The sequence below is a fragment of the Acetomicrobium thermoterrenum DSM 13490 genome, from assembly GCF_900107215.1.
Lineage (GTDB): Bacteria > Synergistota > Synergistia > Synergistales > Acetomicrobiaceae > Acetomicrobium > Acetomicrobium thermoterrenum.
In genome coordinates, this window is sequence record NZ_FNPD01000003.1 from 134,067 (window position 1) to 148,366 (window position 14,300).

Sequence of the window (14,300 nt, forward strand, 5' to 3'; positions counted from 1 at the left end):
CTCATTTGACGAAATTGAAGCTCGCACTTTTGATAATGGCTATGGTCGTTGCAACCGTAGGAGGAGCTTACGTTCGTCTGTACGGCTATTTTTCGCCTAAAGTAGAGTCGATAAAAGAGAGCGTTCAACACGACGAAAAAACGGGGAAGATAAATATTTGCATAGTAGGCAAAGACAACACAGAAGATTCCCATCGTGCCGATACAATCCTCTTCACTACGCTGGATCTTGACAATAAGACAGTTCAAGTTTTATCCATCCCCAGAGACACCAGGGTCCAAATTCCTGGTCGCGGTTGGGATAAGATCAATCATGCCTATCCCTATGGGGGGATAGAACTACTGAACAGAACGCTCATAAACTATCTAGGAATGCCAATCCATTATTATATCGAATTGGACTACAACTCCTTTCCGAAGATAGTAGACCTGCTGGGAGGAGTCGATATATACGTCGAAAAAAGGCTTAAATATGTCGATAAAGCTGGTGGTCTCTACATAGATATCCCTCAGGGTTTACAACACATGGACGGAGAAACTGCATTAAAGTTCGTTAGATTTAGACATGACGCATTAGGCGATATAGGGAGGATTAAAAGACAACAACAATTCATGAAGGCGCTGCTTCAAAAGATCGCCAATCAAGCCCTTAGCACGAAAATGCCAACGTTGTTGAAGGCAATATTACAGGCACTTCAGACTGATTTGCCGGCCGAAGAGGCACTTAAATTGGCAATGTACTTTAGAGATATACAACCACAGAATATAAGATTTTTTACGCTGCCAGGCAAGCCCGCTGTTTTATCTGGCGTCAGCTACTGGCTGGGCGATGTAAACAGGGCTTTAGCAATGCTCTCAGCTCCAATAAGCGAAGAAGAACAAGAAGATGGCAATGCAATGAAAGGTACGGCCACATCACCCGAGAAATTAATAGAAGAGGGTAAAGAGCAAATCGATAGAAATACGATAGCTCGAAATATCACTTGTAGGGTAGCTGTATTAAATGGTGATGGGACCGCAGGACTAGCAAATCAATTTGCAGACGTATTACAACGGTATGGTATCGATATAGCGTATAAAAGTAATGCCCGGCACTTCGACTATCACTATACATCTATATTGTATCCAAGAAATCTCGAGAGGGAATCGAAGATGCTCGGTCAGTTGCTTGGCATTTCCGACTCTCTGGTAAAGCCAAGCGATAGCACAACCAACCTTACAATCATTATAGGACATGATTATAAGTCCATCCTCGCAAGGCTGGAGAACGGTTTGAGGTAAAGGCTGTAGGTAGTAAGCTGGATAAAGATGAGGTATAATGAAAATTAAAGAAGGGAGACAAATTTAAGGAGGGGTGATTGGACATCAGCAAGGCGAGCGAAGGTGCAATGGAAAAATATGAATGGATTGCAAAGGTTTTAGCCTCCAAGAAAGCCCAAGATATTATTTCTATAGATATCAGCGAGGTTTCCGGGTTCGCCGATATCTTTTTCATCTCAAACAGCAATTCAGAGAGCCATATGAAAGCCCTTTTAGACGTCATAACGGACGCGCTGGATGAACGCCAAATTACCTATACAGTCGAAGGCAGAGACAGTAACTTGTGGCGTTTGATAGATTGCGGCGACGTAATCATTCACATCTTCAGTCAGGAAGGACGAAAATTTTACGACTTGGAGCGAATCTGGGGAGATGTACCTATACTACATTATGACGAAGACGGAGAACTTGTAGCGGTACTTAACGCATAGAAAGCAATATTAAATATCCAAGTAGTAATAATACTAGCAAACATTAACTTCTACTATAGACTGACTATTGACTATAGAATAGACAAGTAACACATAAGACTAGGATCAGAAAAAGAGCATCTGGTCTTATGTGTTTTTCATAGTGTCCTATAATGTATCTTATGTTACATTGGATCGAAATTTAAAGCTTTTATCAAAGGGCTTGATTAAAACTAAAGCTGCTCTATCACATCTATCACAATGACCGCTCATATTATCGTGTTTCTTGAAATTTCCAAAAAGCTTCCAACGTCTAAAGACGCGCCGCCAATCAAAGCGCCATCAATATCTTTCTGTTCCATCAAACCCTTTGCATTATCGGGTTTTACGCTTCCGCCATATAGGATTCGTATGCCCTCGGCAGCTGTGGAACCAAACCTTTCTTCGATAAATTTTCTTATATATGCACATACGCTTTGAGCATCCTCATCGCTGGCCTTACGGCCCGTTCCAATGGCCCAAACAGGCTCATAGGCTATAACTATATTGTCTTTGATATTTTCGTGCTCTCTGAGGCTTCTCAAAGCCTCCTCCAGCTGTCTTTTAACTACGGTTTCGGTAATTCCCTCATCCCTTTCCTCGAGCGTCTCCCCAACGCACAGCACGGGCTTTAGTCCTATCTCTAAAGCTTTGTTCATCTTCTTCCCGATCGTCTCGTCCGATTCGCCAAATATGTGACGCCTTTCACTATGTCCAAGGATCACGTATTTACACCCTACTTCCATTAACATTTTCCCGGCTATTTCGCCTGTAAAGGCTCCGCTATCCTCCCAATGCATGTTTTGAGCACCCAAGGAAAGGGAGATATCCGCCGAAGCAACTTCTCTGCCAGCGGTCTCTAAACTGACGAAGGGCGGGAATATGCCGAGTTCTACTTTGTTTTCTTTTAAAAACCCTTTAAGAGACGTATCTTTTGCTATAGCTGCAAAAAGCTCGACGATAAATTCCTTCGTCTCCTTGGGTCCTTTGTGCATCTTCCAATTGCCTGCAAGAAAAGGAACTCTTCTCATGGTAGATCCTCCTTAATTAAAGTCAAGCGGAGCACTTTTGGCGCTCCGCTTGCGTGATCTTCCCTAATCTTCTAATTTTTATTCACCCAACAGGGGCTCGATACCGGGAAGCATCTTACCCTCCATAAACTCAAGGCTGGCTCCGCCTCCCGTGGAAACGTGAGACATTTGATCGGAAAATCCTAACATATTCACGGCCGCAGCGGTGTCTCCCCCACCGACAACTGTGTGTCCGCCATTTTTAGTGACTTGCGCTACAGCAGATGCCACCTTTTCGGTACCGGCTCTGAAGGGCTCTAGTTCAAATACTCCCATAGGACCGTTCCAAAAAACTGTTTTTGCTTTGTCTATTATCTTGCTAAAATTTTCAATTGACTTTGGTCCAATATCAAGGGCCATCATGTCCTCCGGTATTGGCGTCTCAAGATCTACTACAGATGTAGGCACATCGGCTTTTACGTCTGGTGCTACGACGGAATCAAGGGGAAGATGAATCTCAACACCCCTGGAACGGGAAAGCTCAAGCATTTCCTTAGCATATTCCAGTTTTTCCTCTTCACACAAAGATTTTCCTATTCCGTATCCCCTAGCCTTTAGGAAGGTATATGCCATGCCTCCGCCTATGATGATGTGATCGACCTTGGAAATGAGGTTCTCGATAACTCCTATTTTATCCGACACCTTGGCTCCTCCTAAGATAAGTACATAGGGATGAGCCGGATTGTCCCTTACAAGGCTGAGAGAATCGATTTCTCTTTTTATGAGAAAACCTGCAAAGGACGTCAGATAATCGACCACCCCACGTGTAGAAGCATGTGCTCTATGGGCAGCGCTAAAGGCATCCATTACGAAAACCTCAAAGGGCTTTGCAAGCTCTTTCGCAAAGTCGGGGTCATTTTTGGTCTCCCCCTTATAGAAACGTACATTTTCCAAGACGAGCACTTCTTCTTGTTGCTGAGAGGCAACTGCGCGCGTCACTTCTTCGCCAATGCAATGTGGAATAAAAGTAACCTTCCATCCGGTCAATGCCTTTAAATGCTCTGCTACGGGCTTAAGCGAAAACTGCGGATCCCGTCCCTCTTTAGGGCGACCTAAATGGGATACCAAGGCGAGATGGGCTCCGCTATTTCTCAAAAACGTTAAAGTATCAAGGTGTGCTTTAATGCGCGTGTCGTCGGTAACGACACCGTCCTTCATAGGCACATTAAAATCGACCCTGACTAGAACTTTTTTACATGATACGTCTTTGGGGTCTGGGATTCTCAATTTCATATGCAACCACCTGCCTGACTAGAGCGATTTTGCAACGTAGTTTGCCAAATCGACTAGCCTGCAGGAATAGCCCCATTCGTTGTCGTACCATGCAAAGACCTTAACCGTGCTGTCTATTGCCATCGTTTGATTTGGCATAAATATAGCAGAATGGGGATCTCCTATGAAGTCAGCGGACACCAAAGGACCGGGTTCGTAGGCGAGAATGCCTTTCAATTCTCCTTCAGCGTATTTTTTCATTGCTGCATTGATCTCTTCAGCTGTTGCCGGTTTCTTTAATTCTGCAACCAGATCCACGATGGACACATCAGGCGTAGGAACGCGGAGCGCTATTCCGTTAAGCAATCCCTTCAATTCCGGAATTACCTTACCTATAGCCTTTGCTGCACCCGTAGATGTAGGAATTATAGAAAGGCCCGCAGCTCTGCCGCGAGCGGGGTCTTTTTTGTGGGGGAAATCCAAAGTCACCTGGTCGTTCGTATAAGAATGCGCCGTAGTCATGAGCCCACGCAAAATACCGAATTCCTTGTGCAACACCTTAACTAAAGGAGCAAGGCAATTTGTGGTACAAGACGCATTGGAGATGATTACATGTTTGGTAGGATCATATTCATCCTCATTTACTCCCATTGCGATTGTGATGTCTTCATTGCTGGCAGGTGCTGAAATTATTACCTTTTTAGCTCCTGCCGCCAAATGAGCTTTTGCCTTTTCTCCATCGGTGAATCGACCCGTAGATTCCACAACGACATCTACTCCGAGGTCCTTCCACGGAAGTTTGGAAGGGTCCGGCTCGGCGCATACCTTTATCTTATGCCCATCGATAATTATATAATCACCGTCCACTTTTACTTCGCCAGGATAACGACGATGGACGGAATCATATTTGAAGAGATAACCCAATATCTCCGGCGATGCCAAATCATTGACGGCAACTACCTCGCATTCTTTTTGGGCATCGTATTGCATCAAGGCCCTCAAAAACAAACGTCCAATACGCCCAAAACCGTTTATAGCTATTTTTTTTGTCATAATACACTCCACCTCCCGTAAGCTTTAGAAGATCAACTTGCAACCTGGTTGTTCGAAATTAGGTGCAACTTATATCATATTTTAGCAGCCGTGATGGGTTATTACAAATCGAATCATGAGCCGGAAAATTCGACTTCTTCGAAACCGCCATCCAGGTCTATATCGGTCATTTCTTTTATGATGTTTTCAAGTTTGTTCCATCTGTATTCTACAGTGCTTTTACTTACGGGCTTAAGTAACAATTGCCCGACTTCCCGAAGAGTAGCACTGGGGTAGTTTAGTCGTACAAGTACGAGATCCTGCATATATGCTGGAAGATCGTTTATAATGCCGGACTTAACGAGCAATTTACTAATATACAGCTGTTTTTCGGCCGCCTGAAGGCTTTTTCTGATATTGGACGTGTCACAATTAACCTGTTTATTCGCTCTACTTTTAACGGATCGGATTATAAATTTTTCCTCGACCATAAGAGAGGTCTTCATAAGCTCCATGCCCGCAAGAAGCCTCGTGATGGATTCGTGGCTACGAACCTGCACCTCGTAACTGCCAGCACGATTTCTGAAAGTATTCTTTATTCCCTTGGCATTTATGAAAGCTAATAGCTTATCGCATAACTTATCGTTTTTAATCCGAAAGACTAGGTGATAGCCGTTTTTAGGCCAGAATATTGAACCGCAGCTGCCAAACAATCCCCGCAACCATGCCCAAGAGGCCTTTGATCTGGAGATATCTTCGTAAATATCAAAGGGTAAAATCAACTTTACCCGACCTTTTTTGTTTTCGGGAACTCTCATATAAGACGAAATATTAACATCCGACCATCGCGTATACTTCCAGAGCGAATAAAGTCTCCTAAAGACATACAATCGCAACGATGCACATATTGCATAGTTCATCTTTTGCTTGACAAAAATTCCCTCTATGATTCCTGAACATTCGGTATCGGTCCTGCTTTTATCGAAAGCTACGCTATTTATCCACTCATCCCAGAAAATTGAATCGATTCTTTCCATATTTCCCTTTCCCTCGCACTTCTTGCTATCTTCATCAGACATTCGGCTAATTTAATTGAATCATGCCGGACTGCCCCTTCTTCAATCTTACATAGCTCATCCTCAATTAAGTATATACCTATTTTCTTGAACTTCTCCCTTTCCTCGGGTGTTAACAACAACGGCATCGAACCTTGGGCAACATATTTTGATACAATTTCATGAGGTAAAGCCTTCGAATTGGCTACTACAAAGTCAGGAAAGCCTTTTAAAACTTTACTTATCCATCTCACATGGTCCCATACGGTAAACCCATCGGTTTCGCAGGGTTGAGTCATGAGGTTGCAAACATAAACAACCGGCGTGGAAGAAGTTTTAACGGAATCGGCGACTTTTTCCACAAGGAGGTTGGGTATGACACTGGTAAAAAGACTGCCTGGCCCAAGAATTATAAGATCGGCATTTTCAATTGCCTTCAATGTCTCGGGCAGTGGCTTAACGTTTTTAGGCTCAAGCCAGATATCGTCCAGGTATTTGCCGTAATTTGTGATATTCAACTCACCCTCAATTCTCTCGCCGTTTTTAGTTTTTCCCACTAAAGTAACGCTTTCAGTGGTAACCGGGAGAACTTGCCCCCTTATAGCCAGCATATTATTCAATTCCTCAATTCCCTTTCTGAAGTCACCAGCTATTTCCGTCGCTGCAAGGAGAAGCAGGTTGCCCAAACTGTGGCCGGTTAATTCTCCGCGATCAAATCGAAAGTTAAGAAGCCTGTTTAAAGAACTATCATCTTCAGCAAGAGCTAAAAGGCAATTTCTGATATCACCCGGCGGCAATACCCCCCACTCCTGGCGCAAGCGCCCAGAGCTGCCACCCTCATCGGTCACCGTTACGACAGCCGTTATATTTCTGGTAAAACATTTCAAACCCCTCAACAAAGCAGCCAGCCCTGTTCCTCCGCCAATAGCGACCACGTAGGGCCCCATAGAAAGCCTCTGACGCGACGCGCGAAGATAGACATCCCTATATTTTTCTTTATTTTTTTCCCTGTCTTTTGCCATACCGTCGTTAGTGGGATCAGCTGCTTTCTTAGAAAATATATAAGCCACGGCTCCACCCAAAAATGCACCGGCAAAAAAACTAACCAGCGACGACATCGCTCACTTTCTCCTTATCCTTTTCTATATCCCGATGCCTGATAATACAATTTTCTCCATCGGCCGACAGCTCTTTGGCAAGCCATTCGGAATAGGCAACGGAACGATGCCTTCCCCCTGTACATCCTACAGCAATGTGCACCTGCGGTTTCCCTGTTTTTCGATATAAAGGAAGAATCAACTTTATCAAACGCAAAGATTCGTTGTAAAATTTCTCAGTTTCGCTGAAATTTAACAGATATTCCTGAACCTCGACGTCAACCCCGGTAAGATTACGAAGGGATGGGCAATAAAATGGATTTTCCAAGAATCTTACGTCAAAAACGTAATCACAGTCCGAAGGGATGCCATATTTATATCCAAAGGAAGTTATGATGACCGATGGTTCCGCATCCATCATGCCCAATGATTTTAACAAGGCATCCTTTAACTCTTGAATATTTAAATTACTCGTGTCTATGACAACATCGGCCAACTCCCTTACGGGAGCCACCATGTTCCTCTCTTTCGAGATCATTACGCTCAAAGGCAGATCTTTGCCCAGAGGGTGCCTTCTTCTCGTCGTTTCATAACGCCTTATTAATATTTCGTCGTTGGCATCCAAAAATATCACTTTAACTAAGGACACTTTGCTTTTGAGCGTCGTTATAACATCTTCAAAACCTTTAAGAAGGATGCCGCCCCTGACATCAATTACTGCAACTATACCATTATTGACGGCTGCCTCGTGAGTTTCAAGCATGTCTACCAATTGTGGCAGTATTGCCGGCGGAATATTATCTATGGCATAAAAACCAATGTCTTCCAATATCTTCAAAGCGGTAGATTTACCACCGCCTGACATTCCTGTAATGATAATACACTTTGAGATGCCTTGCTTACCATGTTCCTCATCGTGGTTATTGCACGGTAGATCGATTTGCCTTTTATTATTGTTCCCGTCAATGTCGGACATGCCTGTCTGTTAGCACCTCCACAGCGTGCCTTAAGGTAGGAGATACGGCGGAGAAGCATTCTGTAGCCCCTTTTTCACTCCCGGGAAGGGCAACTATAACGGTCTTTCCCCTCGTTACAGCCATTCCCCTGCTCAAGATGGACATGGGATTGTTTAAAGATGTCGACCAACGCATATACTCGCCTATACCATAGATAATCTTGTCCGATATTTCTAAAATGGCCTCGGGAGTGACATCCCTTCGCGAGATACCAGTGCCCCCAGTTATCAAAATTAAATCGAGCCCTACATCATCACACCAATGCCGGACAACCCTCTGTATTTCGTCTATTTCGTCAGGTACTATATCGTAATTTTTTCTCACTGCACCTATGGATTGGGAAATCTCTTCAAGGGAGGGCGCTGATGTATCTATCAGCTCTCCTTTGCTTCTTCTGTCGCTGACTGTCAAAATCCCCAAGTTGATGGGAAACCACTCGTCATATTCCATAGATAGACGTAAAAATCCACCCTTGAATATCTCTGCTTCATTGTCACTATGCAACTTTAAGATAACCTCTCCGTTGTCAAAGGAAACGAGGTTTTCGCTGTCTTCGACCCCATGAGATAGTACCAACGTCAGAGCCGACTCGTTTAAGGGAAGCAAAGGCATGGGAGCAGTTATAAAAATCTTCTTTACCATCCCATCGACCATAGTCTCTCCCTTATTACCTACATGAAGATATGCCATTGTAACGTCCTTTTCGCCATCATAAATTCTTATCAGTCTCTTCTTAATCATCTTGTGCACTTTCCCTATCCTCCCAAAGGTAGTTGCCGCTTTTGCCGCCGCTTTTTTCGACCAAGCGTATTGCCTCAAAATGCATTCCCTTGTCTATTCCTTTGCACATGTCATATATGGTCAGAAGGGCTACGGAAACTGCCGTCAATGCCTCCATCTCTACGCCTGTAACTTCTCTGGCAGATACTTCAGAAGTTACCTTTATGCCATGGCGTAATTCATCCAATTCGCACCGAACCTTCACATGATCCAGCCTTATGTTGTGGCACAGCGGAATTATCTCCCAAGTCTTTTTGGCAGCCATTATGCCTGCAAGTTCGGCGACCTTTAAAACATCGCCTTTTGGGACATCGCCCTTATCAACCATATTATATATTTTATCCGGCAAAATGATCCAACCGCAGGCTACAGCTCTTCTTGAAGTAAGATCTTTCGAACCAACATCTACCATTACAGGATGGCCTGAATCGTCCAGATGCGTTCCAAAGCCCATCGTTTAACCTCCTATTTGGGACATATGACTGTCTCCGGGGGCCAACTTTTTCCAATTCGCGGGTTTTTCCCAGGCAGCCGTCAATATCCTGCGTTTTACTTCCTCTAAATCTCCCTTTCTTAATGGTGAGAGTAAATCGAATCCGCCGGCAGCGAAGAGACAGTTTTTCATCTCCCCTGTCGCGGTAACGCGCAATCGGTTGCAGCTATCGCAAAAATGATGGGTTACCGCGGCTATTATCCCTATTTTCTGCCCGGTCTTCGAATTAACGTAATATTTTGCCGGACCATCGGTTGCCGAAGGAGTTTCTTCCGCCATCTTCCAATCTCCGGATGAAAAAAGGAAATTTTCTATAGTGGAAGCGGAAATAAAGGAATCTCTAGACCACAATCCTTCATCGAGGGGCATGAATTCTATAAACCTCAAGGTAGCTCCAATCTTTTTGGCAAAATCGGCCAAGGACATTGCTTCCTCTTCGTTGAAGCCTTTTATCAAAACGACATTGATCTTTAAAGGCAATTTCAAACAGCTCCATAGCGTTATCCCTTCAATTACTTCGCTCAAATTCCCGATCCTTGTTATGAACCTGAACTTTTCGGCATCGAGGGTATCCAGACTTACGTTAAGCCTTATTCCCAGATCTTTTATTTCATCTATATATTTTGAGAGCAAAGAAGCATTAGTCGTTACTGCAAGCTCCAGCGCAGGAAAAGATTGGCGCAAGGTTTGCAATAATTGCGCAAAATCCTTTCTTACGAAAGGCTCGCCTCCCGTTAGCCTGACTTTTTTGACTCCAAGCTCCATGAAAAGTCTGATTAACAATCGTATCTCTTCATACGTCATTATTTTATCATGGGGTATCCACTCTACCCCTTCTTCAGGCATACAATACCGACAGCGATAGTTGCATCTGTCGGTGACAGATATGCGCACGTAGTTCAGTTTTCTTCCCAACCTATCTATGAGCTTCAGGGCCAACGGTATCCCCCCATTCTCTTAACCTTTTCTATAAATTTAGAATCGCTGACGGAATCGATGAGCGCCTCAATGCCGGGATGCGTCAATTCCTCTTCAGGAATTACAAGCTCGTAAGGTTCTTCGGTTATCGGAATAAAGTCCAAACCTAGAGCATCGGCAGCAAATTTTATGCCAAGCGCGACATCGGCCATTCCCCAGGCTACCCTACAGGAAGCATCGAGATGGGTCATCGTTTGATCCTCGTAGCCTTTGACGGAAGCACTCTCGATTCCCTCTTCCCTCAAGAGCGAATCGAGCAACACTCTGGTACCTGCACCCGGCTGTCTATTGACGATGCGCACATCGCCACGTGCCAAATCTTGGATGGAACTTATCTTCTTCGGGTTTCCCCTTTTTACTATAAATCCCTGCTGACGATAGAAAAGCAAAAAACGCTTCCATTTATCGCTTATAGGCTTAAAACTTGCTATATAGGTATCGTTGTATGACATATCTTTCGGATCCAGAAGGTGTGCTGCCGAAAGGTGGGCTTCTCCTCTGGCTAATGCTGCCAATCCGCCCAAGCTTCCGACAGACCTAATTACCAAATCAGCACCTCTTTTTCTAACAAACGAGACCAACTGGGCCACTGCCGGGTCATCGGAGCCTTGAAATAAAACGCGCTTTTCCCACAGGACCTCCTTTGTTAACCTGACTTCTATTTCCTTGCCTTTAGGACATTCATAGATCTTTGGAGGTATTAAAGCAAAACCATCCGAATCAGCTGTCGCTCTCATGGAACTTGATCCTCCGGAAATAGGCCACGCGTACTTTTTGTCCCTTAGCCTGACAACCTTCACTCTCAGCCATTCGCTTATCCCCTGTGGCGATGAATGAGATATAAGAAGAGGCAGACTTAACTTATCCCTTACCCTAATAGCTTCATCCAGAATTTTATTCTCGTCAAAATTTCCCTTCATTAACAATTGCAACAAAGGATAGACGACGCTCCAGGCAACAACCATTGTTGACATCGGAAATCCCGGCATTCCCACCACAGGTTTGTCTTTTACTGTACCAAGCAATGCTGGTCTTCCGGGTCGCATTAAAACCCAATGAAAGATAAGCTGCCCTTCCCGCTCTATTACATTTGCTGTGAAATCCCTCTTCCCTTTGGCTGAACCGGCGCCAATAAGGACCAAATCATATTTGTCTACGGCATCCGCCAAAACTTCCTTCAATTTTTCCGGGTCATCTTTTACGTGAGGGCCAACGACGAAGGGGATTTTCCATTGTTCAAACATTCCCTCGAGCATTATCGAGTTGCTTTCCATGACTTTACCGGGGGGCAAGCCAGCGGGGCTTTCCTCGGGTTTCCTTGGAACGATCTCGTCACCCGTTGGAATAAATATTGCCTTGGGCTTGGAAAGCAAGGGCAATTCTCGTAATCCCACGGCATAAAATAGGGCCATTAAATTAGGATCTACTTCATCGCCAAAATGGGCCACAATTTGTCCTTTTACTATATCCTCGCCAATGGGCCTGAGATTCGCGCCAGGCGGAACAGATATATATACATATAGGTTATCATTTTTTAAAGATGTATCCTCCACCATCACAACCGAATCATATTGAGGCGGAACGAAAGCGCCTGTGTTTACCCATTGGTATTTTTCGGTATTTAACACTACAGGCGTGGCCGCAGTAGCCCTGGCCGTGGAGTTCGAAGAGACAGCATATCCATCTACGGCTGATGCCGGATAGTGGGGCACATTGACAGGAGACGCTATATCCTCGGCGAGCAATCCCCCAAGAGATTCCGACAAGGGGACATTTTTGACTAGAGGATCCCGATTACCCCAATGTGCTTTTAATAATTCCCAGGCTTCTTTTAAGGATATATGTTCTCTCACCATAGAATAACTTCTATCTCCTCTCCCTTTCTAGCCGTCTCTCTACTGACGGGCAAGACAGCGAGTCCTGCTGTCCTTTTCAAGGCAGATATGTAGCCCGATTTAGAATTCACAGGTACAACGCCATCGAATTTTAATGAAACAGGAATATACTCCTCCACTCCACTTCTACTAATGAAATCATCGAGACATATAAGTTTGATTATTTTAAAGTTTTTCTCATAAAGGCGCGCTCCCCCGATCATCATATCAAGCAATGGAAGCAATACAACCCTGGCGACGACTGAGCAGGACAAGGGATGTCCCGGCAGAGAGAGGACTAATTTTGATGATCCTTCTTGATTAATGCCTCCAATAAGGGTGGGCTTGCCAGGCTTCATGTTGATGCCTCTCACGATTAAACCGGGGTCTCCCAGGTTTTGGATTACGTCATAGCAAAAATCTCTACTCGAAACGGAGGACCCACCGCTCAAGATAATAACGTCAAAATTCTCTAAAGAATTTTCAACAGATTCCTTGAGACGATGGAAATCGTCGGGAACTATCCCTAAAAAACGAGAATGGAATCCGTAATGCTTTAACAAAAGATGAAGCATTACACCATTGACATCTCTTACACATCCAGGGGGGAGTGGTTTTGTAGATATATCAACGACTTCATCACCTGTACTGAGGATCCCAATTTCAAGATCAATTACATCGATCTGTCTAACACCTAAACCACAGGCGGCCGGGATATTCTTAAAATCGAGAATGTCTCCAACTTCGGCTATAACATCATTTGTTGCTATCTCTTCTCCCTGGAAAATGACGTTTTCTCCAGGCGTTACGCTTTTTCTTACCTCGATCCATGGGCCACTTTCTTCGGTGTCCTCCAGCATCACCACAGCATCACCATTGCAGGGCAAAATACCACCCGTAAAAATTTGCATTGCACCTTCTTGAGGCAACGGCTCCTCAGCCACTCCCCCCATAGGAACAATGCCACACTTTCTCAAAAAAACAGGCGAAGAGGGCGATGCACCAATAACATCGGTACTTCTAACGGCATATCCGTCGCGGAGGCTCCTGGGAAAAGGAGGATGTGGTTCTGGAGCTTTCAGGTCTTCCCCCAAACGCAATCCACAGGCGTTTTCGATGTCCACTCTCCTTGTCTTCACTTTGAAGGGAAAGCTTAAGCTATCGCATACAAGCTTGAGCGCCTCGGATCTTTCCAGCAATTCTTCCACAAAACCCGACATGATATCTTCCTTTTGTATTCTAATGTTTGTATTCTAATATTTTACTATTAACGTAGGCAGATTCATGGCTTTAAGGTTCCTTTCCAGTTCCTTTGCATCAGAATTATCTTTGCCTGCGTAAACTTGTACTCTATAGTATCGTTTACCGTTTACAACGGCTTCCGTTATGCGCACTTTATTTTGATATCCCGATGTTTCAAGTTTGTTTTTGACGTCTTCCGCTCTCCATTTTTCGGAAAATGAACCTACCTGAACTCCCCAACCGCCCTCGGAAATTTGACGATCCGATGGCTGAGATGTTTGAGATTGAGATGGCTGCTGTTTTGCAACTGTTTTTTGAGATTCTTGTACCGAGGCAGTGGAGCTATCGGTAGACGCTTTGGAAGAAGGGGTAGCAATAACGTTATTTTCAGGTCTTAAAGAAGGATCTTCTATAGGCATAGAAGGCTTAGCTACTTTAGAAGCAGTAGAAACTTGGGGTTTCTCCTCGGACTTAGGGGTTGCAGGTTGAGCTATGACGTTGGGAGCTGTCGCTTGTTCCGACAACGTTTTTACAGGAGCGAAGAAAAACATCTTTATGCCGAGATATAAGAGCCCAATAGCCACCAACCCGATGAGAGGAACCATTATTTGGCCAAAAGAAAAAGTGCTCTGCTTTTTCTCCTTTTGCCTGTCTCTTTTCATCATTTCACTGTCACTCCTTTA

The 14,300-nt window shown here is 44.4% G+C and carries 14 protein-coding genes; 2 read left to right on the forward strand and 12 right to left on the reverse strand.

Features of this window, described 5'->3' with window-relative positions; translation table 11 throughout:
• Positions 1-5 precede the first annotated feature (5 nt).
• Both BLU12_RS03470 and rsfS read left to right on the forward strand, forming a co-directional pair.
• Positions 6-1,280 (forward strand): LCP family protein, encoded by a 1,275-nt coding sequence (locus tag BLU12_RS03470; RefSeq protein WP_234945420.1) that lies wholly within the window; start codon positions 6-8, stop codon positions 1,278-1,280.
• A 77-nt stretch (positions 1,281-1,357) separates the two neighbouring features.
• Positions 1,358-1,750, forward strand: coding sequence for a ribosome silencing factor (rsfS, locus tag BLU12_RS03475; protein ID WP_091460624.1), 393 nt, complete (start codon positions 1,358-1,360; stop codon positions 1,748-1,750).
• 248 nt (positions 1,751-1,998) lie between these two features.
• On the opposite strand, the gene tpiA is transcribed toward rsfS, so the two are convergent.
• The 12 genes from tpiA to BLU12_RS03535 all read right to left on the reverse strand — a co-directional run bounded on the left by tpiA (position 1,999) and on the right by BLU12_RS03535 (position 14,282).
• Positions 1,999-2,799: a triose-phosphate isomerase gene (gene tpiA / locus BLU12_RS10060; RefSeq protein WP_091460626.1), complete on the reverse strand. Its 801-nt coding sequence runs from the start codon at positions 2,797-2,799 to the stop codon at positions 1,999-2,001.
• 78 nt (positions 2,800-2,877) lie between these two features.
• Positions 2,878-4,071 (reverse strand): phosphoglycerate kinase, encoded by a 1,194-nt coding sequence (locus tag BLU12_RS10065; protein WP_091460627.1) that lies wholly within the window; start codon positions 4,069-4,071, stop codon positions 2,878-2,880.
• 18 nt (positions 4,072-4,089) lie between these two features.
• Positions 4,090-5,103: a type I glyceraldehyde-3-phosphate dehydrogenase gene (gene gap, locus BLU12_RS03490; protein WP_091460629.1), complete on the reverse strand. Its 1,014-nt coding sequence runs from the start codon at positions 5,101-5,103 to the stop codon at positions 4,090-4,092.
• 113 nt (positions 5,104-5,216) lie between these two features.
• A complete protein-coding gene (gene whiA / locus BLU12_RS03495; RefSeq protein ID WP_091460630.1) occupies positions 5,217-6,119 on the reverse strand; it encodes a DNA-binding protein WhiA in 903 nt (300 codons plus the stop codon).
• Positions 6,080-7,255: a gluconeogenesis factor YvcK family protein gene (locus BLU12_RS03500; protein ID WP_091460632.1), complete on the reverse strand. Its 1,176-nt coding sequence runs from the start codon at positions 7,253-7,255 to the stop codon at positions 6,080-6,082. The genes whiA and BLU12_RS03500 overlap by 40 nt, the downstream gene beginning before the upstream one ends.
• Positions 7,239-8,210, reverse strand: a complete 972-nt coding sequence (gene rapZ / locus BLU12_RS03505) for an RNase adapter RapZ (protein WP_091460633.1) — start codon at positions 8,208-8,210, stop codon at positions 7,239-7,241. Before rapZ ends, BLU12_RS03500 begins: the two co-directional genes overlap by 17 nt.
• Positions 8,197-8,991, reverse strand: a complete 795-nt coding sequence (locus BLU12_RS03510; protein ID WP_091460781.1) for a MogA/MoaB family molybdenum cofactor biosynthesis protein — start codon at positions 8,989-8,991, stop codon at positions 8,197-8,199. Before BLU12_RS03510 ends, rapZ begins: the two co-directional genes overlap by 14 nt.
• A complete protein-coding gene (gene moaC / locus BLU12_RS03515) occupies positions 8,984-9,484 on the reverse strand; it encodes a cyclic pyranopterin monophosphate synthase MoaC (protein ID WP_091460635.1) in 501 nt (166 codons plus the stop codon). The genes BLU12_RS03510 and moaC overlap by 8 nt, the downstream gene beginning before the upstream one ends.
• Positions 9,485-9,487: 3 nt before the next feature.
• Positions 9,488-10,462 carry a GTP 3',8-cyclase MoaA gene (moaA, locus tag BLU12_RS03520; RefSeq protein ID WP_091460637.1) on the reverse strand — a complete coding sequence of 325 codons (975 nt, stop codon included), beginning with the start codon at positions 10,460-10,462 and terminating at the stop codon, positions 9,488-9,490.
• The gene (locus tag BLU12_RS03525; protein ID WP_091460638.1) at positions 10,453-12,357 is read right to left on the reverse strand and encodes a molybdopterin biosynthesis protein; all 1,905 of its coding nucleotides are present in this window, start codon (positions 12,355-12,357) and stop codon (positions 10,453-10,455) included. Before BLU12_RS03525 ends, moaA begins: the two co-directional genes overlap by 10 nt.
• A complete protein-coding gene (locus tag BLU12_RS03530) occupies positions 12,351-13,595 on the reverse strand; it encodes a molybdopterin molybdotransferase MoeA (protein WP_091460640.1) in 1,245 nt (414 codons plus the stop codon). The genes BLU12_RS03525 and BLU12_RS03530 overlap by 7 nt, the downstream gene beginning before the upstream one ends.
• A gap of 33 nt (positions 13,596-13,628) precedes the next feature.
• Positions 13,629-14,282 carry an SPOR domain-containing protein gene (locus tag BLU12_RS03535; RefSeq protein ID WP_091460641.1) on the reverse strand — a complete coding sequence of 218 codons (654 nt, stop codon included), beginning with the start codon at positions 14,280-14,282 and terminating at the stop codon, positions 13,629-13,631.
• Positions 14,283-14,300: the final 18 nt, after the last annotated feature.